Here is a 25,447-nt window from a genome sequence, read left to right on the forward strand (position 1 = left end):
TTGCCGGGAATTCGGGTGAAGGGGTGAAAATAAACGGCAAATAGCCAAACCTGGCCTTTGCTGAGACAGCGGACGTTTTTACTCGCGGGTTTATTGTTCATCTTGTTGGTATCGTCCTGCCAGCTGTCGGCCGAATCATCATAACCTCAGGAGAACTGCCCTTTATCCCGGGTGATGATGTCAATTCCTTCATTTATTGCTCTTTGTTATTCTTTTGTCAGCTGCTTTGTCAACAGCAAGAGCAAGTTAGTAACCACAATCTGGTCTAGTATAAAATGTTTTAATATTCAGAGCCAGAGATAGATGATTTTGGCGGATATTTTCATTTTTTAAGTCAAGATGCTGATAAGTATTATTTTTTTCCAAGTTTAAACTTGTTCGCCAGTACATCTATGATTTGCAGCTCACCGGTTTTATTAAAGGTATGGGTGGCCAGCAGGTTTTTCTGCCAATTGGGTTTCACCTGGGAAACCGTGACTTCGCTATATTGCTCTGGGGTCAGGCAGGTTATATGATTTAAGTTAAAGCCGTAACCGTATCTGTGGGCGCAATTTTGCGATGGCCGGTACAAGTTGCCGTTCATTTCAAAAATAGCGCCGGCGGGACGTGCTTTACGGACATCGGAAATGACCGGGTTTTGTTGGTGGGCCTGCCAGTTGGTGGTGCGAAAATCATCACTGTAAAAGATAAACAACTCATCCATGGAGGAGGCGCCCCTGGTTTCCACCATATTGGCAAATAACCACCATTTACCCTGATGAAAATACAAGGTGCTATCGACGGCATAAACGTTTTCCATCAGGTTCATCTGCCATTGCCATTTAAAGGGGAATTCGCTGCTTTTATATAGCTCTATGGTACGGTTGGAGGCGGTTTCCGGGATCATATAGTAATCCCCGTCAACCATAAAAACATAGGGGTAGGACAGGTGGTGATTTTTTTCCAGCACCTTGACCGGGAATTTATAATTGCCCTGGCGATCCATTTCAATGACGGAAATATGGCCTTTTTTGCTGGCCTGCATAAATTCTTCAATGAAAATATAATATTTGTCATCGGCAAAAATAATATGGGGATCCGCCCAAAACCTGTCCCTGGGGGGCATGATCTTTTTATAGCGCCTGAAGCTGGTCGACAGGGCGGGTTTAAGATCATAGAGCAAAAACCACTGTTGATAATATAAGCTTTTATTGAAGAAAATATTGAGCTTATCCAGCAGTTTTTTGCCGGTTAGCTTGAATTTTTCTTTTGCTGTCGGCGGATTGAAACAACGGTTGGTATTAAATTCAGGGTGCAGATTATCGGCGTTGACTCTTTGATAAAAGGCTTGTTCTCCCTGGCGATGCAACTCAGTTAGCACCCTGGCCACAAAAGTTGATGCTTTCCAGTACTCGGCGTTTTTATTATGGGTAAAGGCCATATGATCTGTGGCCGAATGGGAGCGGTATAATATCAGATCATTTTCGTTTTCCGGGGTGAGTTTGATCAGCATAACCCCGGTGCTTTCTGACCAGTCGCCTAAGGTTTGCCAGTAACTCGGGGCACCGGCCCGGCTGATCTGGTTGTCGGTATGATGAAGTGACCAGATCCCATGCCTGGCGGCGGTTAATAGCTTGCCGGTTAAATCCCTGGCATGGTCGCAGATGATCACATCGAGGGAGGCCTGGCTGATGGTGTTAAGGTCGTTATCACTAAGCTCCTGGTTAGCTGCCGGCCAGCCGGGGGTAATGCTCGGGAGCCGGGCCAGCGCCGGGCGTAAATCTACCCTGGCTTTGGCATCGGCAACTTGCGGGTGTTTTTCCATCAGGGCGCGATAAGTGATATCGGCCACTTTATTGGTCAGGGCCAGGCAAAGTTTTTTACTTTTTTTAACCAGTTCGGTTTTAAGTTGCACCTGATTGTTTATTCCCTGAGTTTCAGGCTTGAGAATAACCAGTTCGATCTCGGCATAATCGCTGTCAAGCAGCCGCTGCACGGTTTTGGCAAACCAGGCATCGACCTGGTAGCCTTTGATTAATAATCCGATCTTTAATCTATTTTCTTTCATCGCAATCTTTTATTGTTACGTTTTTTAGGGCCGGCAGGCGGCGGCCCTTTCGAGAGCTGCTGCAGTTTGATCAGCATGCCTACCAGGGTCCAGTAGATAAACACGACTGAATAATGTGAAAAACGATCGCCAAACATATTACCCACCATCATGCCCAGGGTCGCCAGCAGTACCGCCAGGGCGATGGCCTTATGGGTGGGATCGGTGGCATTTTTATAAGCGTACCTGGCGAGTTTATAATTGGCATAAACCAGGGCGAGCAGGAGAAACATGCCGATTGCCCCGCCTTCGACTATGGTTTTGACAAAATAGTTATGGGTATCCATACCGGTTTTATTGATTTCCGGACTGCGCCAGCTGCGGTAGCCATAACCCCAAATCGGCGACTCCTGGGCTTTTTCAAAGGCGGCTTCCCAGAAAACAAAACGTGACGCGGCGCTGGCATCGCGATCGCTTTCATCGGAACTGATGCTCGAGAAACGCTCTACCACGGAAACCGGCATAATCACCGGCAGGCTGAGGGTAAACAACACCAGCACCAGGGTCAGTTTGCCCTTTTTCTCCTTGATTAGGTAAAAATACAGCCCCGCCAGGATCATCGCCAGATATGCTCCCCGGGAATAGGTCAGGGTGAGCGAGATACCCGAGCACGCCAGGGCCAGATAGGTAAAGTAACGCACCCACTTTTTCCTGGATTTATAGAAGGTTACCAGCGCCAGCAATAGCAAGGTGGTGGTGACCAGGTAGGCCCCGAGTTCATTGGAGCCTAACCCTTCCATAGGACCGTTTACCCTTAAATCATCGGAGTAATGCCAGCGGGCCACCGACTTGTATTGGGAATAAACCAGGCGGAATACATAAGGCATAGGCAGGATAAGGGCGATAATAATTTTTTCTACGTCTTCAACCCGGGTGATGCTTCTTTGCACTATATAGGTCAGGCACAGGATAAAAACAAAATCTTTTAAGGCGTTCGCCGAACCTTCTATCGGGTTGCTCAGGTTGGCCATCATCAACAGCAAAGAGCAAAACAGATAAAGGATGAAATAGAGCAATTTCTTATTGGGGACATAACTCCAGTCAATTTTTTCTTTACTCTTTAAGCAGAAGATAAATGCCAGGACAAAGAAAACATTAACAAAGTTGATGCCGCCTGGTAACGGCGGGAAAAACTTGGTGACTACATTTCGCAGCGGCAGGAAAAACAAGAAAATAAGCAAGGGCCAGTTGGTAAATCCCTGGTCGGTCGCTTGTTGTCGTTTATTTACAGGTCTCATAGTGTCCAATTTATAACGGCTTAACCGCTTGTTTGGCGTCGGGATTGCGCTTTAACAAGGAGTTAAATAAAAAGAGGGTTAAGGGTTTTTCAAATAAGATAAACACCAGGCAGAAATAAACCACCCCGGCGCCAACCTTAAGGCCCAGCTGGATAACATTGATGTCATGCTGGATATAAGGCGACAGCAGCAGGAAAACCCCGGCATATAAACAGCTGCGCAGAAAAATAGCAAAATTGACCCTCACCGTCAGGGTGCTTGAGCCGAAATAGGCAAAACTGGCGGCAATGCAGGCATAACTGATAGTGGTGGTGATGGCTGCTGCCGTTAAACCGTAGCGGGGAATGAAAATAAGGTTGAGGATCAGGTTTAACACTGCACTGAAAATAACCGAGTAAAACATGGTCATCGAGGCTTTTTTAATTTTTAACCCGGCGGAAAATAACGGCATCGCGGACTGCAGCAGCACGCCCATGGCAATCAGGGGCAAGAGGTAGGCATAGGCGATATATTCGTCTGTGGTGAGCAAGGCAAACAGCTCTTTTGATACCACCCAGAGGCTGATAATGATAATGGGGTAGATCAGCAGCAAGCCGTTGAAAATCCGGCTTAATAAGGCTTCGGTTGCTTCCCGGCCCTGTTCATTCCAGGTTTTCAGATAAGCGGGCACAACAGCCGTGGTCAGTCCGCCGATGATCAAGGCTGCCAGCATAGTGGCCATATTGTAATAGGCGGAATAATAGCCGAGGTATCTGGCTTCCATAAAGTATTTGATCAGGTAACGGTCGATAAAGGCATGCAGCATACTGACCATTTCCAGCCCGAGCAGGGGAATGCTGAACAGCAGCAGGGGTTTGTAGATCTTGGCCGAGACCTTTGACAAGCTGATGCCGGTAAACAATTTGTGCTTTTGGGCAATAAAAAGGGTCAGGGAAAGCACGATAATTTCGGCAACCAGGAAGCCATAGATAAAGCCTTTGGCGGAAGCTAAAATGACGACGACCGTGGATAAGGTAAAGGTCATAGTGATCACTTTGCTGATGATCCTGATTTTCGCCACCAGCGGGCTTTCCTGTTCGCTGATAAAGTAATTGACGATAAAATTCCTGATTTGTTCGCCAAAGGCGAGAAAAATCACGATAAGTACGGTATCTATATGGTTTGACGGAATAAAGTCCAGTTGATACAGGAGCAGGGAAAGCGCCATAAAGGTCAGGCATAATGCCAGCGGACCGAGTAAGGCTAAATAAGCGATGTTGCTGATAAAGGTGGTTTTTTCATAGTCTTCGCGATAGCGGATAATACCGTGCTGTATGCCTAATTTGCCGAAGGAGGCGAGCATGCTTAAGCTGACCGTGATCAGGCCTAAGGTGCCGTATTCTTCCGTGGACAGGGATTTGGTTAAAACAGGAAAGGAAATTAAACCAGCAAAAATCATAAATAGCTGAAATAACGAATAAATCATGCTGTGTTTAATGAGCTGATTAGACAACGGAAAGTTTCCTTTTTTTTAAATATTATTTTTTTGGCTGAAATAAACCGGATAAGGAAATTATGATAAACTTTCTCACCGATGCGATAAAGGGTTTTAGATCGCCACGGTCGAAATAGGCGAAAGAGCGGGCTTTGCTGATATCTTTGAGCCAGGGTAGCAGGGTGAGTTTGCCGCTTTTTCGTTTGCGGATAAAGGAGCCGAAATCCCGGGTAAAATCGAGCCAGTATACCCCGTCTTTTTGTCTGCTGAGGCAGGGGGGCAGTGTTGCGCACTTTGTGGTGAGCTGATAGGCGAGATAGTTAATGTCTAAGCCGGCATCTTTAAACAGCTGGTTGTGATAAAAGGTGCGGATATTAAGCTCGATAAAAATAAAGCTGTCAGTTGCCTCGTCATAAGCGAACTCCAGCGTGGCAAAACCGCGATAACCTATGGCTTCGAGAAAATCACTCACGGTTTGCTTTAATTTTTCCTGATGCTCGCTGACCCCGAAACAGGTGACGCCATAGTCGGGTAAATACTGGCGGATTTTTTTGCCGGAATAAATGACCCTGACTTTGCCGTTTTGATCGGAGAAGCTACTAACCACGTAAATATTGCCGTCACCGCTGGGTACGATACTTTGTGCCACCACCCGGGTTTCCAGCTCAGGGTAACGGCCGATAAAGTCTGTTAGCTCCTGATGGCTGTTGACCACGACATTCTTGCCGGGAAAGCCCCCATCAAAGGTGAGATCGGGCTTGATGATCACCGGGTAACTTAAGTTTTTTGTCAGGGCAGCCAGTTCTCCCGCCGTTTTACTGTAACATGTCTCGGGTATGGGAAAGTTATGCTCATTGCAGATATCTGCGGTGGCCTGCTTGGCCAGGAAACGCCAGTAGAGCTCCTTACTTGGCGTGGTCAGCAAAAAATAGGGGGCAAACAGTTCGCTGTGCCCCGCCAGGGTTTCGGCAAATTGATCTGTGGTGCAAATAAGTACGGGTTTATGGCCGGTTTTATCCTGTGCTGAACTCACTGCCCGGCAGGCGGCCAAGACTTGCTTGGCATCAAAGCTGTCTGGCAGTTTTTCCACGGCGTTCAGATACCGGGAATACCTGCCCAGATCGCCGTTGTCATGGTAAATGCCGGCGACCTTTAAGTGTTGGCATCCCAGCGAGCGGGTAACCGCCAGGCCGTTGACGCCCAGGCCTAAGACTATTGCATCCATACTTGAATTATATCCATCATTTATCTGTGCCCGTGCACTTGCAGTTTAAAGACCTCAATGCCGGTGTCGGTATTGATAAACAAGCGCTTAAAGGCGAGCAATTCTTTTTGCGGAGCCGTCAGACCATTTATGGTGGTGGCGGAAAAGCGTATGCCGTTGTCACTGAGTATTTGCTGGTGGCTCTCGTTAAAATCTTCGGCCCGGCCGTTGGGGTAGGCAAAGCAGTAGCAGGGCTTGCCGGTAAGTTTTTCGGTTTCCAGGATAGAGGTCTGAATTTCTTCCCTGGCATGCTCCAAAGTGGTTTTAGACAGGATAACATGGTTATGGGTATGGGCGCCGAAGGTGATTAACCCGGAATCGGACATTTCTTTAATGGCCGCTGTCGTCAACATATAAAAAGGTGAGTCTGCCTGGTAGCGGTAGTCTAAATCGCAATCGAGCGCTTTAGCCAAAGCCTGCAGCTCGGCCCTGGCCTCATCCGCTTTCCTGGTTTTCAATTGTGCCTGCAACAGCCTGGATAGCGCCTGTTTTTGCTCATTGTTTTTGAGGTGGTAGCGTTTTCCCTGCCAAAGCAAGGTTTTATTCGGGGTTTGGCTGAGCATACGCAGCAGATCACAAAACCAGATGGTATGGTGGCTGTTGATATAGTTGGTTGCCAGAAAAATTGTTGCCGGCAGCTGCAGCGCCTTGAGCACGGGAAATGCCTGCGAGTAGTTGTTATAAAAGCCGTCATCGAAAGTGATCGCCGCCAGGGGTTTCTCCCCGTCATAATCCGACATCTGCAAGGCTTGCTCTAAAGGCAGCACATTAAAATGCTGATGCAGGTAATGCATCTGCTCTTGAAAACGATCAAGATGCATAAAGCAATGATCTTCCAGCGGCAGTTCATCGCTATGTATGCCGTGATAGGAGACTATGGTGACTTTGTGGTAGCCGCGCACCCGGTGCAGCTTTGCCGACAAGCCGGACATGCCGATCAGGGCCTGTTTTACCCGGGCAATAACCTTAGCTGGCGAGATCTTCATCGGCCTGGTTCGGAATTATTTTTGCCGGAATACCGACGGCTGTGCTATTTGCCGGTACATCTTTGTTGACCACGGCATTGGCGCCGATGATGACATTGTCTCCTATGGAGATAGCACCGAATACTTTGGCGCCGGCGCCGATATAGACATTTTCTCCGATTGTCGGCCAGCCGTTGGATTTGCCTGCGCCTTTGCGCCCTATGGTCACCCCCTGGCCGACGGAGCAGTTACGGCCGATTTTTTCTGCGCCTATGATGATGCAGCTGAAATGGCCGATAAAAAAGCCCGGTGCGATATCGGAATTGACATTGATTTGTATCCCGGTCAGCACTTCGGAGATGTATTTGAGCAGGATATAGACAATTTTCAGCACATGACTGAGCACCGGGGTTTCGATGGTATTGACATAACGGCCAAAGCGGTACACCAGCAGGGCGATAAAGCCGTGCTGCAGCAGTGAAAAGATAAACCGGGAAACCGGGTTGTGTCTTTCGGTAACCCTGGCGTATTTCTGATAGTCGACTTTAATATTATTAAACATGTTATTAGTATTAAGTGTTTGTTGTAATGATAGTATTATAACTGCTTAGCAGTTTATTGGCGATAATGTCCCAGTCATATTTACTTGTGGCGAGCTCGCGCGCCGAATGGCCGAAACGGTTATTTTTTTCACTGTCGGTTAATAAGGCGATGATCCCCCGGGCAAAGGCACTGGCATCATCGGCGTAGATGATATTTTCATCGGCGTTCAGGTTCACCCCTTCGGCGCCGACCGAGGTGGAAACGATGGCTTTACCCATGGCCATGGCTTCGAGCAGTTTCAGCCGGGTGCCTGAGCCGACACGGATCGGCAGGATATAAACGGCGGCACTGGCGACAATCGGCCTGAAATCGTCAACAAAGCCGGTCACGGTAATATTGTCCTTAACATCTTGTGGAATTTGTACCCCGGTGGACTTACCTACCAGGGTCAGTTTCGCGTCGGGGATTTTCGCCAGGATTTTCGGCATCACCTCGTCCATAAAGAAAATCATGCCGTCTTTATTGGGAAACCAGCCCATACCGCCGACAAAAACCAGGCTATTTTCTATCTGTTCCTGCTTCCCCGGGGAGAAGAACTGGGTATCAACGCCGTTTTCCACGACACTGATCTTGGCCGCCGGACTCAGCTCTTGCAGGATATCGGCATCGATTTGCGAGCAGACAAAGGTTTCTTTGGCCCGGGCACAAACATCGGCTTCAAACCGGTGCAGGCTTTTGCCCTGGTTGGAGAAAAAGATCTTTTCAGGCAAAGAATCGGCATTTTCGGCGCGCCGTTTTAACAGCAGGGATTCAACATTGTGGTTATTTAACACATAGGGGACATTGCCGAGTAACTTGCCGTATTGCGCCAGCGGCAGCATATCAAAATGCACCAGGTCAAATTGTTCCGTAGCCAGCTTTTCTTCAATGGCGCGTGCCAGCTCCTGGGAAAAGTACTTGCGTACCACAAAAGGTGTTTTGGTGAAAAATCCCTGCAACAAATCTTTGGCAAAGCGAATTTTTGAATGCTCGTTGGGGATCGGGAAAACCTGGACCGATTGGCACATACCCTCAAGGTGTTGTACCGCCGAAGGGTCGTCATCATTACGCTGCAGGGATAAATAATGAACCTGATGCGAAGGGCATATTCTTTTGAGCAGGTTGTAGGTTCTGATCTGGTGCCCTTCATTTGTCGGGTAAGGCAAACGTGTGGTGATAAAAAGAATTTTTGCCATTACTATTGATTCCTTTTTGGCCTGTTATGGTCGCAGTTTATTATGCTGTTAATGACGTTTGAAAAATACCGGCAGCTAGTTCAGCAATTCGGCGTATAAATTTTCGTGTTTTTCTCTTGCCCGGGACAAGGACAAATGATCCTCGATATACTTTCTTCCCGCGGCGGTCATAGCTTCTATACCGGCCTGATCTTGGGCTAATATCCGCTTTAATCCCTGATGCAGGGCTTGCGGGCTGCAATCATCGCATAAGATGCCCGCCTTGCTTTGCTGCAGCAACTCAGGGATAGCGCCAACCGGTGTCGCCACCACGGGCAGGCGGCAAGATAAGGCTTCGAGGATCACCAAAGGCATGCCTTCGGTGAGGGAACTGGAGATATAGAGATCATTTTGCTGGTAATAGGGCAGCATGTTTGTTTGCACGCCGTGAAAAGTCACTTGCTCTGTTAATGCCAGTCGTTCGCTGGTGGCTGTCAGTGCTGCTTTGAGTTCGCCGTCGCCGACGATATTCAGGTGCCAGTTGTTGTTCCCCTCCTGCTTTAACTGCGCCAGGGCGGTTAACAGGTTGTCATGGCCTTTTTCCGGCGACAGGCGCCCGACGATCAGTAAGTTTATCCGGGCCTGGCTTTCCCGGGACCGGGATACGGCAGGGTGAAACTTTTCGGTATCTATGGCGTTTTCCAGCAGGAAAATTTTATCCCGGGGTATTTGTCCCGCCAGATCCCGGCTGATTTCTTTGCTGACGGCAATGACCCTGGCAAACCATGGCAGGCATAACTTTTCCACCAGGTTATTAAATTTCATATTGAGATCGTTTTTGACCCAGCCGTGCATGGTCACGATTTTTTTCGGTGAGCGGCTGAGCAGGGTGGCCAGGGTCGCGTAAAAAACCGACTTGGGATCATGGCAATGCAAAACATCGATTTTTGAGGATTTCAGTATTTTCCTCAAGGCGCCCAGGGTGGCGAGATCAAACTTGCCCGAGTTGGGCAGTTTATGGCTGGTGACGCCATTTGCCTTCGCCGCCTCAAACAGTTCGTTATTGTCGTTGAGGTAATTTTGGATCACCGCCAGTTCGTGATGGCACTTAGCCGAACTTTGCCCGGTTAAATTTAAAATAACGTGTTCGGCGCCATATAACCCTGAGCTCGAACGTAAATGTAAAACATTAATCACGGTTTTCCTGCCCTGTTAAACGTTCGAATAAGCCGGTGTAGGTTTGCAGCATATTTTTTAATGAAAACTGCTGTTCTACCAGGGCGCGGGAGGCCCTGGCGGCTTCGGTATACCCGGGAGAGGAGGGCAGGTAATTCATCAGTGCCCGGGCCAGCGCTTCGGGGTCTTCTGCCGGCACCAGCTCGCCGTTAATGCCGTTTTGCACCACTTCCGGATTACCGCCGACATCGGTTGCTATCAGGGGCAAGCCGGATGCGGCGCTTTCGAGCAGGGCGTTGGACAGGCCTTCGGTGACCGAGGGCAGGGCCATCAGATCAAAAGCCGGCAGGTACTCTTTGACATTGCCGCAATAGCCTTTAAGAAATACATCATCTTCGAGTTTTAATGATTTAACCTGCTGCGCCAGATCGTCAAAATTGTCCCCTTCCCCGAACAGCACCAACTGGCAATTTGCCCCGCGCTCATTCATGATGCCGACGGCATCCACCAGAAACCTTTGCCCTTTCCAGGGGTTTAAATTGCCTATGGTGACCAGCTTGACCTTGTCTTCTTTTAGTCCTAATTCTGAAATCAACCGGGCTTTTTCTTCCTTGGGCTGTTCCAGGGCCTGGGTGAAGGTTTCGCTGTCGATGCCGTTATATAACAGCAAGGTTTTTTCTTTTGGGATCCCTTCACTTAACACTTTTTGCTGTACCGCTTTGGAGGGGCATAAGACCAGCAAAAAGTTTCTGTTGATAAAGCGGATCATTTTTTCCAGGGTTTGATTACGTTTAAAACCCATATCCCTTCTGCTGGAAAGTTTGATCACTTTGACCGGTAACAGGGCATTGAGAATATCGGACATTTCATGGAAAGAGAGTACGATTTGTATGCCTTTTTCGCGGATAAGTTTGCTGATGGCAAAAAGTGTTTTAAAACCGGAAAGGCCGTAGACTTTTTTCACCGGGAAATGATGGTAACTGAGGTTGGCATCACATGTGCCTGACGGAAAAGGGATCTGTTCGGTATTCGACAGCTGGATAATATCTATGCGGTATTTGTCCTTGTCTAAGCCGGAAACCAGGTCTTTTATGTGTTTTTCACTACCGCCTTTTGCGCCAACAAAAGAGTCCGTCAAAATAACTATTTTAATCACGCATCATTCCTATATAGCAAATATCTTAGGGTCTTAATAATCAAAAAAAATTTCGTCCGCATGATAGCATATTATTTGTCATAATTACCCGCCGGACTTAAGTTAATTTTTCAAAAAAAATCACTGAACCAGGAGATTTTTTCGCGGCAAATTGCTGCTTTTTTTGTTTGCTTACCCCCGATGAAATTGTTTTCAGCGCCTGAACAGCCGCCTGTTTTTCTATTTCATTGTTTTGATTGTGAATCCAACCCAGATGGCATAGAATTTTGTGGTATATATCTGAGGTTTTCTGTAGTTTTTTTCTAACCGGCAAGAACTGCTGCAATAGGGGAGATTGCAGGCAAGAAAACCTCTTCTTTAATTGGCCAGGCATTTTGCTATATTGGCTATATATCTTTGCTTATAGATGGACTTGTTTACATGAAAAATGCTAATAAATTATTGTTTGCCACTAGTTTGATGCTAGCGGCATCTGCATGTACCCCACAAAAAACCGCCGAGGAACAAATAACCGAGGCCAAAGCTCATATCGCGCAACAGCAATTGTCCACTGCGAGTATCACTTTAAAAAATGTTCTTAAGGAAACGCCTCGCTCTGCCGAGGGGCGTTTTCTCCTGGCACAGGTTTACCTGAAAGTCGGTGAACTTGATAATGCCGAAAAAGAAATTAAAAAAGCGATTGAATATGGCTATGAAGCCGAAACGGCTAACTTATTCCTGGCGGAAGTTCTGTTAGAAAAAAATGATAACCAGGCGGTGATCGATTTACTGGAAAAACAAAAGTTTTCCACAGAATCGGCGCAAATTTTGAGCTTTATCTTTAAAGGTAAGGCGCACATCAATTTAAATCAGGTCGAGCTGGCCAAAGATGCCTTTGATACCGCTAATGACATTAATGTTGAGTCTTCCTATAGCCTCTACGGCTCTGCGATAGTTGCTTCCATGGATGACAATTACCAGCTGGCGGCAGAGTTACTGGATAAGGCGCTGGCGCAACAGGATGATTTGGCAGAAGGCTGGATACTGAAAGCCCGGGTGGCGGAGCAAAATAAAGATTTTGCCACTGCCGTGAGTGCATATGAAAAATTCTTAGAGCTTAGGCCCAGGGCGCATAGCATCAAGTTATTGATGGCGAATGATTATCTTCAGTTAGAAAATGACGAGGCGGCAGAAAAGCTGGTTGATGACTTACTGAAATTAAATGAGGCCCACCCGACGGCCAACCTGTTAAAGGCAAAAATAGCCAACAGCAGAAAAGATTATGAGCTGGTGAAAAAACATGCCGAAACTACTTTAAACAGCACCCCGGAAGATCCCCTGGCGCTGTATTTATCCGGGATCAGCAATTACTTTTTGAATAATTTCGAACAGGCCTATACCGCACTTTCCAAAATTGTCGAGCGCCTGCCTAAAACCCATGAAGCCCATAAGCTCTACATGTTGTCTATGTTGAAACTCGGTTATGTTGAGCAGTTAAACGAGCATGTCGGAGAATATGAAGGTTTTGACGATAAAGACAGTAATTTGCTTTCGGTGATCGGCTCCAGCCTGGCGGTCAGCGGTCAAACCCAAGATGCGGAAACGATCTTCGAAAGGGCGCTTGAGGTAAAACCTGATGATGTCAACGCCAAGAAAAAACTGGCTTTTGCCCGCCTGATGAACCGTGACCTGCAGGGGATCAGCGATCTGGAAGAAGTCAACGCCGTCAGTTCAGATGACAAAATGGTCAACCTGGTACTGGCATCTGCCTATCTCTACCAAAATAAAATTGAAGAAGCGAACAATATCGTTGAAAAGTGGCTGGAAAAAGAGCCGAAAGATATCGAGGCGCTATTGTTAAAAGCACGGGTGTTAAGCGTTTCCGGCGAGCAGGATGCCAGTTTAACCGTGCTCAAACAGGCACAAGGTTATCAGCCTGACTCTACCAAGGTTTTATTAAAACTGGCGGAACATCATTTAAGGGCCGAGGAATATCAAACGGCAGAAAGCTTGCTGAAGCAGATATTGGCTGCTGCTCCGGATACCAAGCCTGCTTTGATTATGCTGAATCTGGCCAGTCAAAAACAGGAAAAACAACAGCAATTCTTTGATTATCTGACGGATATTAATAGCAAGCATAAAGAGGTGATTTGGCCTAAGCTGATGCTGGCGCAAAAATTCATCAATGACAGGGAGGCGGAGCAGGCATTAAAATATCTGGCACCGCTTGCTCAGGTGGAAAAATTACCCAATGCCTACTATTCCATTGTGATGAACGGCTACTATCTGTTATCGGATAAAAGTAAACTTAACGATGTTGCCGGTACCTGGCAAGCAGTTAACCCCCAGGCGGTAGTCGCTTACCTTAAGCATATTGAATTTCTGGAAAAGCTCGGTGATATTCAGTCGGCTTTGCTTCAGGCGCGAAAAGCCCAGAAAAAAGTCACCAAAGAAAGTGATAATTTACGTTTAATGGTTTTGGAAACCCATTACCTGTTGCGTTTAGGCCGAAATAATAAAGTTGGTCCTTTGCTGACCAAGTTACAGGATAAATTGCCGGACAATGCCCTGGTGAGTCAATTGGCAGGTCACCTGGCATTTAATAAAAAGCAATACGACGAAGCTATCAAGCATCTCGAGCAGTCTTTTGCTAAAGATAGCAATGTCAGAACAGCCCTGTTGCTGGCAAGCGCCTACCGCAGGAGTGACAATGAGGCCAAAGCAGTTGCCTTACTGGAGCAGGCACCTGAAAAAGTGAATCAAAATGTTGCTGTACAAAGTTTGTTATCTGAAATGTATACCAGAACAGATACAGCCAAAGCGATAGACTCTTATTTAAGACAGATTAAAGCCTCACCCAGAAATGTTGTTGCTTTAAATAATCTGGCCTGGCTGTTAACTGAGCAGAAACAATATGAGCAAGCCATTAGCTATGCCAGAAAAGCGCATGAGTTGATGCCTGATAATCCGCAAATACTGGACACTTTAGGGGTTGCTTTACTGAAGAACATCAAACGGGGGGAGGCCCTGGAAATATTGAAGAAAGCTTATTCGCTTTCTAAAGAAGCCACTATTAAAGTGCATTATGCTCAGGCGCTTGCCGCGAACGGTAAGAAAAGTGAAGCGAAACAATTGGTAGACGGACTGACAGAGCAGGAAAAATCAGAGCTCAAAGATGAGATAGAGCAGCTGGTTTTGTAACTCGTTTGTTTTAATACTGCAAAGTATTTTTTAGTTTTCTAATTAAACCAGCAAATTTTTTTGCTGGTTTTTTTATGTCTGCCGGCGCTGACAATAGCCCTGTGGCGAATAGCTTTGTTTTGATGATAGGTCAATTAAAGCGGTTAGCAGGCTAGGGCTTTTCATTGCTCGCTCCGGTATTGGCGATGTGCGTGACCTGGCTTAGCGCTTCAATAGCTCTCTTTTATAGCCTCTCTATTCCAACCTTAAGTTACTTGTGGGTCTTCCTGACGCTTGGCCTTGTTCATAATCAGGTTTTTAACGGTTTATGCTCGGGTGTGCAGAAGGTGATGCTGTTGGCGGATGACAATCGTGGAACGAAAACGGATAGCTAATTGAAAGGCTAAAAACAAAAAACCTCTGCCAATGCAGAGGTTTTTTTATTTCGAAGAATATTCGAGATTACTTCTTGGCTTTTCTCTTGGAAAAACCTAATCCTAATAAACCAAGGCCAAATAAGGCAATCATTGAAGGCTCAGGAACTTCTGTTAAACGGGCAAAAGTATAAACCGTGGTAGAGGTTTCTTCTTCAGTCCAAACGCGGTCCTGGTTGATAAACGTACTGCCGTCGGCATCAAAAGAAGTGAAGATCGTTAATGCGTAGTGCTTGCCGTCGATGTAAAAAGGTACGGCAAATGGCATAACGTCCGGTAATGGATCTGGGTTATCGATTGAATAGTCAAAGTAGTCATCACAACCTGTGATAAATTCGTGGCTCTCGCCGCCGGCAATGCCGTCTTGATCTACCGGAGAACACTGAGTAGGGTCAGTCTTGTTATAAGTTTCGGTGAATCCGATATCGAAATCACTGGTTGCGGTTGAAGTGAAGTCATCAATAACGAATGAGTTACCGAAGTCAGCAGCGATACCGCCTGAGTGATCGCTTGAAAAATCAATAGAGCCGGCAATATCAGCTTGCGTTAACCAGTCAAAACTAGCACTGATACGGAAGTTGTTGTGGGTCAAGGCAGAAATCATATAGTTGGTATCAAGGGCATCGATATCTACAGAGAAACCTTCAAGAATTAAAGAGCTGTATGCACCGTTACCGCCCCAGCGAACACCGTCATGGATCACTGTGCCGTCGTTTGTTTGATCAGCATGTGCACTACCATCAAGGTTAGTGAATTCACCGGCATCTTTATAAACAAAGCCACCGGTAGAAGTTGCTGTCATAAAAGTTGCATTAGCGCTGAAAGAAAATGCACTAGCAATCGCTAAAGCGGTTAAATTTTTAACCCATCCAGTATTTTTCATTGTTTACCCTGTAAGTGTTTGATTCTGCGTGTTTATTTTAAAATGTTGTGCGGCATTAATGTGCCCGATACCCTAACTAAAGCAGTTAGTGTGCCAATGTTTAAAATTTCTTTTAAAACAGTCTGTTAGCTATTGATTTGTCCTGCAAAGGCGGATTGGCTGGAATTTGATGTAAAGAAATCTGACATGTGTATGTAAAGTAATTTGACGTGGATGTGTAAATAATATTGACACAGTTTTTGGCTGTTGAAGTTAGCCTGAACAGCTCGAGTTATATCGTCTTTTTTGCTGATGTGTTGTTATGGATTCTTATTTAAGAGAAAAGCATTTAGCTGAGGAAGTTTTGGCGGCTGTAAAATGTAGAACCTCTGCTTAACAGAGGTTCTACATGACTAGCTTATGTGAATAACTTTATTGCTCCGATTTTCTTTTAGAGAGACTAAAACCTAATAAACCTAAAGCGAGTATCGCCAGGGTGGATGGCTCTGGAATTTCACTTAAGCGGGCAAAGGTATAAAGGGTGGTTGATTTCTCTTCTTCTGTCCAGATCCGTCCGGGAGGTAATACCGTACTGCCATCAGCATCAAAAGAACTGAATATGGTCAAAGCATAATGGCTGCCGTCAATATAGAAGGGAATGGCGAACGGCAGGGTATCAGGGAGCGGGGCCGGGTTGTCGATCGAATAGTCGAAGTAGTCATCACAGTTTGTGACAAAAGTGTGAGTGGCGCCACCGGCAACACCGTCTTCATCTACCGGTGCGCAACCTGCGACAGTTGAGGTGTTAAAGGTTTCGGTGAAGCCGATATCAAAGTCACTCATGGCATTGGCAGTGAAGGCATCGGCTACCGTTGAACTACCAAAGGCTGCTGCAATACCGCCGGTATTGGTGCTGGTGAAAGCGATCATACCCAAAATATCGGCATTGGTAAGCCAGGGAAAGGCGGCACTGATGCGGAAGTTATTATGGGTTAATGCCGAAAGCATATAGTTAGTATCAAGGGCATCAATATCCGGAGCAAAGTCTTCCAGCACCAGTGAACTGTATGCACCGTCACCGCCCCAGCGAACCCCTGCATGTTTTACCGTTCCATCATTGGTTTGATCCGCATGGAGGGTACCGTCAAGGTTAATAAACTCGCCGGCATCCTTCATAACAAAGCCGCCGTTGGATGTTGCCGTCATGAAAGTTGCGTTAGCGCCAAAAGAAAGTGCACTCGTAAGTGCTATCGCAGTCATGTTTTTCATCAATCCGATATTTTTCATTGCCTTTCCTTTATTTGTTGAATTTTACCAAACCAGAAATTGATTTAGCCCAGGTGTGGTTAAAAAATGAGCATAAGACATGCCATCAAATTAAAGTCAATAGAAAACAAAGGATTGGCGAAAAGTGTAATCTTTTGGCTGAAAGCTTATGTAAAATATGTTGACATCAGGCGTCCACGACACGTTTGGCGATATGAAACATGATGCGTGGTATCAGCCCTGAGTTGCCAAAAGGACGCCAGGTTTTTACCAGTTTATTACGGTAGGCATCAAAGTGCAGCCCATGGGGGGCGGCTAATATTTCTCCCCGGTTAAGTAGTATTTTTAAAGCATAAGTTTCGGCTATTCCTGCACATAGGCTTACCGCCATCGGGGTTGAGGGGCCGCGTTTTTCTTTGAAATTAACCCGGCTGTCATCCACCAGGTATTGGCGTTGCAGCATGGCGGGTGAAAGACCTATCAGGAACTGAATAAGCTGGTCGTGCTCTGATTTCCCTGCAAATTTGAAGTATTGTTCATAAGTCATTTGTCCCGGCATAAAGCAAAGTAAGGCACAACCCATGCCTAAGGGGGCTGCCGTGATCACCGGGATCTGCTTTTCATAGCATTTTTGAAAAACGGTTTTACGGGCTTCGAGGGCAAAAAAGTCCAAAGCATCTACATATAAATCAACACCTTCGAGAAACTCATCGACATTATGTGCGAAAATACCTTCCGGAAAAGATTTTATGTTTGCTTCCGGGTTGATATCTTTTGCCATCTCTTCCATCACATCGACTTTTTGTCTGCCAAGTGTCGACATAAATGCCCCGGATTGACGGTTAAAATTGTGGACTTCAAAGTCGTCAAAATCTGAGATGTTAAAATTTTCGACACCCAGTCTTGCCAGGGTGAGTAAGTGGATACCACCAACGCCGCCGGCACCTGCTATGGCCACCCGCCGGGTTCTTAATGTTTCCTGTTCGGCTTCGGTAACCCAGCCGATGTTTCTTGAAAAAGCTTTTTTGTAATCAAACATGCTCAACCTTGATGCTGTAAGTTCAGGAATATAAATTCAAAAATGAATGTCTTCATTTTGAGTTTATCTATTATATTTTTATTGTCATTTTAATCTAACTGTCTTTATCACCTTAGTTCATAGGTCAGTATTTTTAGCATTATTCGCATAATTTACCGCAGGAAAATTCAGGTTAGCCAATGCGCAGTGATGAAATAGGTGCAAGAGTTGATGTTGGCGGGGAAAATAACTGAGCCAGAAATGACCCGGTTACTTGTTATCACCGGCTAAATGGGGTGCTGCCGGTGATAACATAACGGGACGCTTATACCTTATGGTAGTCCCGGTACCAGTTGACGAAGTTGCCGATACCCGTTTGGATCGTGGTTTGTGGACGATAGTTGACATCCTGTACCAGTTGCTCAACATCGGCATAGGTATCCGGCACATCACCCGGTTGTAGCGGCAGCAGGTTCTTCTCTGCTTTTTTCCCTAAAGCGTTTTCCAGGGTTTCAATATAATCCAGTAACTCGACCGGTGACTGGTTACCGATATTATAAACCCGCCATGGCGCCTTACTGGTGCCAGGATCCGGAGTTTCGCCGGACCAGTCCGGATTACCGGTTGCGGTATTATCTAAGGTGCGGACAATGCCGTTGACGATATCATCGATATAGGTGAAGTCACGCTTGTGTTTGCCGTAGTTAAAGACATCAATAGGTTTGCCTTCGAGAATGGCTTTGGTAAACATAAACAAAGCCATATCCGGGCGTCCCCAGGGGCCGTACACGGTAAAGAAGCGTAAACCGGTTGTCGGCAAGTCGTATAGGTGGCTGTAGGTATGGGCCATCAGTTCATTGGCTTTTTTACTGGCGGCATATAAAGACAGCGGGTGATCGACATTGTCATGCACCGAAAACGGCATACTTTCATTAGCGCCATAAACGGAACTGGATGAAGCATAAGTCAGGTGTTTCACCTTATGATGGCGGCACCCTTCGAGGATATTGGTAAAGCCGACAATGTTGCTGTCGATATAAGCGTGGGGATTTTCTATTGAGTAACGCACCCCTGCCTGGGCTGCGAGATGCACGACTTTATCGAATTTTTGCTCGGCGAAAAGCTGCTCCATGCCTTCACGGTCGGCAACATCCATTTCGATAAAGGTAAAGCTGCCCTTATTGCCTGACTCGGGATAGGGAAAGCTTTCTTCCGACGTGCCGTCCAGATAAGCGTCAATCCTTTTCAGGCGGCTGTGTTTTAAATTGACATCGTAATAATCATTGAGGTTATCTAAGCCGACAACTTCGTCTCCCCGCGCCAACAGGAAAAGCGAGACATGAGAGCCGATAAAACCGGCGGCACCGGTGACTAAAATTTTCATAGCAGTTTCTCAAACAGGATAATTAACATTAAAGTCTTAAATCAGACTCTTGCGCATCAAACAGGTATTTTAAGTCAAATACCAGGGCGCCGGGTTTGCCTAGCTTTCTGATTTCGGGCATAGACATGGTTTTGAATTCTTGATGGCCGACGGCGATGATGATGGCGTCATACTGGCCGGCTTGTGGTTGTACCATCTCAATGCCGTATTCATGTTTGACAATGTCGGCATCGGCCCAGGGATCGTGGATATCTACCTGGGCGCTGTAATCTTTTAACTCATCCACTATGTCGATCACCCGGGTATTGCGTACATCCGGACAGTTTTCTTTGAAGGTAAAGCCGAGGATCAATACTTTGGCATCAACAATATGGATGCGCTTTTCTATCATGGCTTTAACCAGGCGTTTCACAACAAAACGTCCCATATCATCATTTATCCTGCGCCCGGATAAAATCACTTGAGGATGATAATTGAGTTGCTGGGCTTTATGGGTCAAATAATAGGGATCGACACCGATACAGTGACCGCCCACCAGGCCAGGCCTGAACGGCAGGAAATTCCACTTGGTGCCGGCCGCCTTTAAGACCTCTTCGGTATTGATGCCTATTTTGCTAAAGATCACCGCCAGTTCATTGATCAGGGCGATATTGACATCCCTTTGGGTATTTTCAATGACTTTTGCCGCTTCGGCGACTTTAATTGAAGAGGCCTTATGGGTGCCTGCGGTGATTATGCTGGCATAAACCTGATCGACAAAGTCGGCAATTTCGGGGGTAGAGCCCGCGGTGACTTTTAAAATGGTTTCCAGTCTATGCTCCTTATCGCCGGGATTGATCCTTTCCGGGCTGTATCCGGCGTAAAAGTCCCGGTTAAAGGCCATACCGGTATTTTTTTCGATAACGGGAATACACACTTCTTCTGTGGCGCCGGGATAAACGGTCGATTCATAAACCACAATATCTCCCGGCTGGATCACCTTGGCGATAGTTTCACTGGCCTTGATTAACGGCGTCAGATCCGGCTGCTTGTATTCATCTATCGGGGTCGGAACGGTGACAATATAAAAATTGCACTGGCTCAGCGATTCAATATCATGACTAAAGGTTAACTGGTTTGCTTGTGCCAGCTCATCTTGCTCGACTTCAAGGGTATTATCAACGCCCTGGTTGAGCTCGCTGATGCGTTGCTGGTTAATATCAAAACCCAGGGTCGGGTACTTTTTACCAAAAGATACGGCAAGCGGAAGACCGACATAACCCAGTCCAATGATACCAATTTTCAATGACGCTATGTTTTTCATTCCGTGATTTCTCTAGTTTAAGCAAAAATAAGCTTATTATGACAATGATCACCTTAACCTGGCAATACTGCTTACCGATACTAATGAAAATAAAGCCGTTTTGGCGAGCCTTGGCCAAAGGGGCCACAGTGGCCAGCCCCAAACAGCACTCGGACAGGAAGAGATGTTTTTTAGCCAGCTGTGTCTGAAGCTAAATTAACTTAAGTTCGCTCAGCTGCTCGCAAATATCATTTTCGATAGCTTTGAACAGGCTTTTAAAGCCCGGGGTTAAATTATCCATAAAGATTTTGGGATTAATATAATAGGGGGCCCTGAGGCCATGGTAATCGATGGCGTCGCCGAGCTGGTGAAAGTTAATGCCGACAAACTTCATACTGCGGGCGAGCCTGGGTTCCATCATCACATAAACATGTTTGATACCGGTATCTATGGCCAGGGTGGCCGCAGCCATATACAGGCCTATGGCAATAAAAGGGAAGCAGCGCAATTCGGTTTCCGAATAGGTACTTTCGCTGATCACCCCGATGGCGGAGCCTTTAAACTGATCTGATTTACGGCGGCGGAAATCTGCTTTAACCGCTAACCTGGATATTTCACAGATTTCAGTCCTTTTAAAGTTACTCGGGTGCAGGCTTTCATTTTGGATGGAGTCGAGACAATATTTTTCAATCGGCAGCAACTCTTCTTCGCAGCTGGATTTTACCACGCGAACACAACTGGTGTAGGTGCTCGAAGGTTTATGTTTGATCATAGAGAAAATGGAATGATCATCAAACTCATCCTTTTCTTGCCCTTCTGCTTTCACTTCTTCGAAAGCGAGTTCTTCGCAATAGACATTATGCCTGATTTTGAAGACTTCAGCGCGCAGTTCATCGGTTGTTGCCAGTTCAGGTTTAAGAAATTGGGTAAAATGCTCCGCAATATTCTTGGCATCATTGCTGACTTTCATCGATGCTATCTTTTTGGTGATGTCGCCAATAATGGGGGTATTAAGCAACCTCTTATTCCAACTCATTTGTTGTCTCTTTAGTTTTGCCGCAAAAAATGTATTTTTGCCCTTAGCAATATTATGACTTGTTTATTTGGATGTATGCAATTCGTAATTGATAAATTTACCGCATTAATGCTAGATGTTCTCGGTCAATTTGAGTTTGATTTTGGGGAAAACATGGCAGGTGCCAGGCTTGCCGTATCTGTTTTGATCGGGATAATTTTCATGGCGGTGTCATATCCTGTTTTAAACAAATGGTACTTTTGATCATTGCTCATTTTAAAGTCCACGGCGGAGCACTCGCCGGTATTGATGATGATGGTATTGTGCCAAAAGGCCTCGTTGATATATTCCCGGGAAATGGTGGTCATAAAGGTGCGGATCAATAAGGTGACATAATTAAATATCGGGAATAATCCCTGGGTATTGAGTTCATCATATTCATGCTCTCCCCGCAGGCGGAAGCATAATACCGGGGTGCCGCGCTGATCCCAGTCTCTGTGCAGGGCATCTTCCGATAAGATGCTGCCGTCCACCATCAAGTGTTTACCAAAAGTCTTAAAACTGAACACTAAAGGGATCGACATGGAAAAGCGTACCGCTAACGAAACTTTCATTTTCGGGGTATGCTCGGCATCGAAAATGACGGGTCTGCCGCGTTTAACATCTGTGGCAACGATGTGCAGGTTTTGATCCAGTTGCTCAAAGGTTTTTCCCTGTAAATGTTCATCAACCCAATATTCAAAAGCGTCGCCGGAACTCAGGCCACCGTTGCGGATCAGTTTCAGCAGGGAAAAGCCCCTGAACTGGCTGTAATCGGTTTTCAGGGCTATTTCTTTTATCTGTTCTATGCTGAGCCCGGCAGCATATAAGCTGGCGATAATGCTGCCGCCGGAAACGCCCACGAGGTGATTAAACTCTATGCTTAAATCTTCCAGTGCTTTGATGATCCCTATGTGTGCCGGTAAGCGGGTTCCTCCTCCCGCAAGGATAGGTATAATTCTATTTGCCATAAAGCGCCCTCAAAATACTATCAGTAATTATGGTCATTATTAGTAAAATAGCTATTTAGTCCTCCGGATGTGATCGGGTACACTGATAACCATAGCTCATGGGAAGCATTAAGTAGGGAAGAAGTTATTTATGTTGAAACGTTTTTGTTGTCTGTTGTTGGCCCTTATGTTGATGTCACCGGCGGCGCAGGCAAACCTGTCTCAAACTTTGAAAAAAATCAAACCTTCCGTGGTGGGCATAGGCGTACACACCCCCACCGGCCGGCCGAAAAATGACTTACGCGGCACCGGCTTTGTGGTCGGCAACGGCCAGTATGTAGTCACGAATGCCCATGTGTTGCCCGCCGAGCTGGATAAATCCCTGAAGCAAAGCATAGTGGTCTTTAGCGGTTCAGGTAAAAAACCGAAAACCTTAAAGGCGAAAGTGATCGCCCGCTCCGACTATTATGACCTGGCGGTATTAAAATTTGATGCCCCAGCCTTACCCGCGATGAAGCTTGCCGGTGGTGAGTACCAGAGCGAGGGCAGTTATGTTGCTTTTACCGGCTTTCCCATAGGTTCGGTGCTGGGCTTATATCCGGTTACCCACAGGGGCATTATCGCCAGTATCACCCCGAGCGTGGTGCCTGTGGCGGATGCCGGTCAGCTGAGCATTAAGATGTTAAAACGTATGCGTGACCCTTATCTGGTGTACCAGCTTGATGCCACCGCTTATCCCGGCAACAGCGGCAGCGCCCTTTATGATATGGAAAGCGGTGAGGTGATAGGTATTATCAATAAGGTGTTTGTGCAGCAGACCAAAGAAGCGGTGATCAGCAATCCCAGCGGCATTACTTATGCCATTCCGGTTAAACATTTAAGAGATTTATTAACCGAGCATAATGTTGTTTACTAACGGTTATTTGCCTAAACCGTTAGTGGGGCTTAGTCGGCTTTATTTGCTTTGGCCGTTTTGGTTTTAACTTTTGCGCTATATTGATCTGCCGCTAAGGCCGACAGCGGCACCAGGCTGATATTATGCTCGGCCAGTGTCGGCAGCAGGGCCGTTAGGGCATCTATGGTTTCCGGGTGGGGATGGGCGATCGCAACCGCACTCTGATAGGTCTTGGCCAGCAGGATCAATTCGTTAAATTGCCCGCTGATATATTCATCGGATAGCTGGTTGTCGAGAAAGACATGGCGGTTGAGGCTAGGCACGCCATAATCCCGGGCGATTTCCCGTCCCCGGCTGTATTCTGTGGTCAGGCTGTCGAGAAACAGCAGATCCCGCTCTTTCAGGAACTCCATGACCCAGGACATGGGACGATACAATTGCGTTAATAAGCTGCCCATATGGTTATTGATGCCGATGGCAAAAGGGATCTCTTCAAAAGAGCGTTTCAGGCTGGCGCGGATTTTTTCTTCACTCATTTTATGGGTCAGGGCCCCGGGTCCCAGGCGCTTGCCGTTTTCCGACTCCATCGGAATGTGCAGCAGGATATCTTTATTTTGCTGGTAGGCCTGCAGGGCCAGGGTTTGCCCGTAAGGGGTCTGGGGCAAGATGGAAAAGGTTATATCCCCGGGTAACTCCAGGGCCCGGCTATCGGTTTGCCGGTAGCCGATATCGTCGATCACTATGGCAATGCGGTTTTCTGCTGCCGTAACAGCGGCAAAAAAGCACAGGGATAAAAAACAAAAGCGCAAACGTGAAATCATAAATATTATTATTGGTTATGTTAATTAACGTTAGCCGTTGAGTCTCTGCGGCTGATTTAAGTTACTGGCACCAGAGTTTGGGGTTTTTTGCCTGCCCCCGGTGACGTACTTCAAAATATAAACCGGAGCGGTTTTGGCCACCACTTTGCCCTACCAGGGCAATGACTTCACCGGTTTCCACCCGGTCGCCGACATTTTTTAACAGCGTCTGGTTGTGTCCGTATAAACTCATATAACCGTTGCCGTGATCGATCACGGTGACCAGGCCATAACCTTTAAGCCAGTCGGAAAACAATACGGTACCATTATGTATGGTTTGTACCTGGCGGCCAATAGGCGCAGACAACAAAACCCCTTTCCACTTCAGGTAACCCTGCTTTTTACTGCCAAAGGTATGTAATATTTTGCCTTTTACCGGCCAGGATAACTTATGTTTTAACTGCCCCAGGCCGTTCAAATTGGTTTCTGCCTTGACCAGTTTCTCCAGTTCTTTCAGTGCCTGTACCAGGTTGGCTTCTTCGGCTTCGAGTTTTGCCAGTTGCTGTTTATTATTGAGTAATTGTGCTTTCAGGGCGCTTAAGGTTTGCTTGCGCTTTTGTTTGTTTTCCTGCAGCGCAACCTGTTGTTGTTTTTGTGTGTTTTGCAGGGTAAGTAATTTGTTGCTGTGTTCCTGGTGCTCTGTGGTGACCTGCAGCAGGCTGCTTAAGGTCGCCTGGAAGCGTTCAATTTCCTGTACCCTGGCATCGTTAATATATTGATAATAACTCAGGGTTCTTTGAATCTTGGTGGTTTGCTCCTGATTTAGCAGCAGCTTCAGGTAATCGTGGTGGCCGGTGGAATAGACGGTTCTCAGCTGGTGCGCCAGCAGTTGCTCCTGGCGGGATTTTTGTTGCGTGAGTTGTTGCTTTTCTTTGGCCAGCTGAGTGAGTTTTTTTTGCGTGTGCTGATAGTCGCTGGCGGTATCATTGATGGCCCGGGCAATTTTGGCCACCGCGAGATCGTCTTTTTTCAGCTGCTGTTCCAGTTGGGCGCGTTTTTTGTCTTTTTCGGCGATGGCGGATTTTTGCTCGGCAATGGCTTTTTGTATTTGTGACAATTGCCGGTTGGGATCTTGCTCCCGGCTATTCTCCGCCGCCAGTGCAGTACAAGTTAAGCTGTACAGCAACAGGGCGAGTAATAACTGCAAAGTCAAAGACATGCCGGCAG

At 46.6% G+C, this 25,447-nt stretch carries 21 protein-coding genes; 2 read left to right on the forward strand and 19 right to left on the reverse strand.

What is annotated here, in order from left to right; genetic code table 11:
* Nucleotides 1-352: 352 nt before the first annotated feature.
* The 10 genes from QL234_RS27055 to QL234_RS27100 form a co-directional block, all read right to left on the reverse strand.
* Nucleotides 353-2,047, reverse strand: a complete 1,695-nt coding sequence (locus tag QL234_RS27055; RefSeq protein ID WP_281560877.1) for a hypothetical protein — start codon at nt 2,045-2,047, stop codon at nt 353-355.
* Nucleotides 2,044-3,324 carry an O-antigen ligase family protein gene (locus tag QL234_RS27060; RefSeq protein WP_281560878.1) on the reverse strand — a complete coding sequence of 427 codons (1,281 nt, stop codon included), beginning with the start codon at nt 3,322-3,324 and terminating at the stop codon, nt 2,044-2,046. The genes QL234_RS27055 and QL234_RS27060 overlap by 4 nt, the downstream gene beginning before the upstream one ends.
* Nucleotides 3,325-3,334: 10 nt before the next feature.
* Nucleotides 3,335-4,816 (reverse strand): oligosaccharide flippase family protein, encoded by a 1,482-nt coding sequence (locus tag QL234_RS27065; protein ID WP_281560879.1) that lies wholly within the window; start codon nt 4,814-4,816, stop codon nt 3,335-3,337.
* A gap of 25 nt (nt 4,817-4,841) precedes the next feature.
* Entirely contained in the window at nt 4,842-6,023 is a 1,182-nt protein-coding gene (locus tag QL234_RS27070; RefSeq protein WP_281560880.1) for a hypothetical protein, read from the reverse strand.
* Nucleotides 6,024-6,043: 20 nt separating this feature from the next.
* Nucleotides 6,044-7,048 carry a polysaccharide deacetylase family protein gene (locus tag QL234_RS27075; protein ID WP_281560881.1) on the reverse strand — a complete coding sequence of 335 codons (1,005 nt, stop codon included), beginning with the start codon at nt 7,046-7,048 and terminating at the stop codon, nt 6,044-6,046.
* Nucleotides 7,029-7,589: a serine O-acetyltransferase gene (locus QL234_RS27080; protein WP_281560882.1), complete on the reverse strand. Its 561-nt coding sequence runs from the start codon at nt 7,587-7,589 to the stop codon at nt 7,029-7,031. Before QL234_RS27080 ends, QL234_RS27075 begins: the two co-directional genes overlap by 20 nt.
* A 10-nt stretch (nt 7,590-7,599) precedes the next feature.
* Entirely contained in the window at nt 7,600-8,805 is a 1,206-nt protein-coding gene (locus QL234_RS27085; RefSeq protein WP_281560883.1) for a glycosyltransferase, read from the reverse strand.
* A gap of 75 nt (nt 8,806-8,880) precedes the next feature.
* The gene (locus QL234_RS27090) at nt 8,881-9,981 is read right to left on the reverse strand and encodes a glycosyltransferase family 4 protein (RefSeq protein ID WP_281560884.1); all 1,101 of its coding nucleotides are present in this window, start codon (nt 9,979-9,981) and stop codon (nt 8,881-8,883) included.
* Nucleotides 9,974-11,116 carry a glycosyltransferase gene (locus QL234_RS27095; protein ID WP_281560885.1) on the reverse strand — a complete coding sequence of 381 codons (1,143 nt, stop codon included), beginning with the start codon at nt 11,114-11,116 and terminating at the stop codon, nt 9,974-9,976. Before QL234_RS27095 ends, QL234_RS27090 begins: the two co-directional genes overlap by 8 nt.
* A gap of 97 nt (nt 11,117-11,213) precedes the next feature.
* Nucleotides 11,214-11,489: a hypothetical protein gene (locus QL234_RS27100; RefSeq protein ID WP_281560886.1), complete on the reverse strand. Its 276-nt coding sequence runs from the start codon at nt 11,487-11,489 to the stop codon at nt 11,214-11,216.
* Between the two features lie 47 nt (nt 11,490-11,536).
* Between QL234_RS27100 and prsT the strand changes: the two genes are divergently transcribed.
* On the forward strand, nt 11,537-14,296 hold the full coding sequence (prsT, locus tag QL234_RS27105) for an XrtA/PEP-CTERM system TPR-repeat protein PrsT (protein WP_281560887.1): 2,760 nt from the start codon (nt 11,537-11,539) through the stop codon (nt 14,294-14,296).
* A 441-nt stretch (nt 14,297-14,737) separates the two neighbouring features.
* Here the strand turns inward: prsT and QL234_RS27110 are convergent, their stop codons facing one another.
* From QL234_RS27110 to QL234_RS27140, 7 genes are all read right to left on the reverse strand, one after another.
* A complete protein-coding gene (locus tag QL234_RS27110; protein WP_281560888.1) occupies nt 14,738-15,592 on the reverse strand; it encodes a THxN family PEP-CTERM protein in 855 nt (284 codons plus the stop codon).
* A 411-nt stretch (nt 15,593-16,003) separates the two neighbouring features.
* Nucleotides 16,004-16,858, reverse strand: a complete 855-nt coding sequence (locus QL234_RS27115; RefSeq protein WP_281560889.1) for a THxN family PEP-CTERM protein — start codon at nt 16,856-16,858, stop codon at nt 16,004-16,006.
* Between the two features lie 166 nt (nt 16,859-17,024).
* Nucleotides 17,025-17,876 (reverse strand): ThiF family adenylyltransferase, encoded by an 852-nt coding sequence (locus tag QL234_RS27120; RefSeq protein WP_281560890.1) that lies wholly within the window; start codon nt 17,874-17,876, stop codon nt 17,025-17,027.
* Nucleotides 17,877-18,180: 304 nt separating this feature from the next.
* The gene (locus QL234_RS27125; protein ID WP_281560891.1) at nt 18,181-19,239 is read right to left on the reverse strand and encodes an NAD-dependent epimerase; all 1,059 of its coding nucleotides are present in this window, start codon (nt 19,237-19,239) and stop codon (nt 18,181-18,183) included.
* A 28-nt stretch (nt 19,240-19,267) separates the two neighbouring features.
* Nucleotides 19,268-20,542: a Vi polysaccharide biosynthesis UDP-N-acetylglucosamine C-6 dehydrogenase TviB gene (gene tviB, locus QL234_RS27130; protein WP_281560892.1), complete on the reverse strand. Its 1,275-nt coding sequence runs from the start codon at nt 20,540-20,542 to the stop codon at nt 19,268-19,270.
* 190 nt (nt 20,543-20,732) lie between these two features.
* A complete protein-coding gene (locus QL234_RS27135; protein WP_281560893.1) occupies nt 20,733-21,557 on the reverse strand; it encodes a PEP-CTERM/exosortase system-associated acyltransferase in 825 nt (274 codons plus the stop codon).
* 125 nt (nt 21,558-21,682) lie between these two features.
* Complete coding sequence (locus tag QL234_RS27140; protein WP_281560894.1) at nt 21,683-22,546, reverse strand: patatin-like phospholipase family protein; 864 nt, start codon at nt 22,544-22,546, stop codon at nt 21,683-21,685.
* 130 nt (nt 22,547-22,676) lie between these two features.
* Between QL234_RS27140 and QL234_RS27145 the strand changes: the two genes are divergently transcribed.
* Nucleotides 22,677-23,441: a serine protease gene (locus QL234_RS27145; protein ID WP_281560895.1), complete on the forward strand. Its 765-nt coding sequence runs from the start codon at nt 22,677-22,679 to the stop codon at nt 23,439-23,441.
* Nucleotides 23,442-23,470: 29 nt separating this feature from the next.
* On the opposite strand, the gene QL234_RS27150 is transcribed toward QL234_RS27145, so the two are convergent.
* Nucleotides 23,471-24,241, reverse strand: coding sequence for a divergent polysaccharide deacetylase family protein (locus QL234_RS27150; protein ID WP_044833806.1), 771 nt, complete (start codon nt 24,239-24,241; stop codon nt 23,471-23,473).
* Nucleotides 24,242-24,302: 61 nt separating this feature from the next.
* The gene (locus QL234_RS27155) at nt 24,303-25,439 is read right to left on the reverse strand and encodes a peptidoglycan DD-metalloendopeptidase family protein (protein ID WP_281560896.1); all 1,137 of its coding nucleotides are present in this window, start codon (nt 25,437-25,439) and stop codon (nt 24,303-24,305) included.
* Nucleotides 25,440-25,447: the final 8 nt, after the last annotated feature.

This window comes from Thalassomonas sp. RHCl1 (assembly GCF_947387555.1).
Taxonomy (GTDB): Bacteria; Pseudomonadota; Gammaproteobacteria; order Enterobacterales; family Alteromonadaceae; genus Thalassomonas.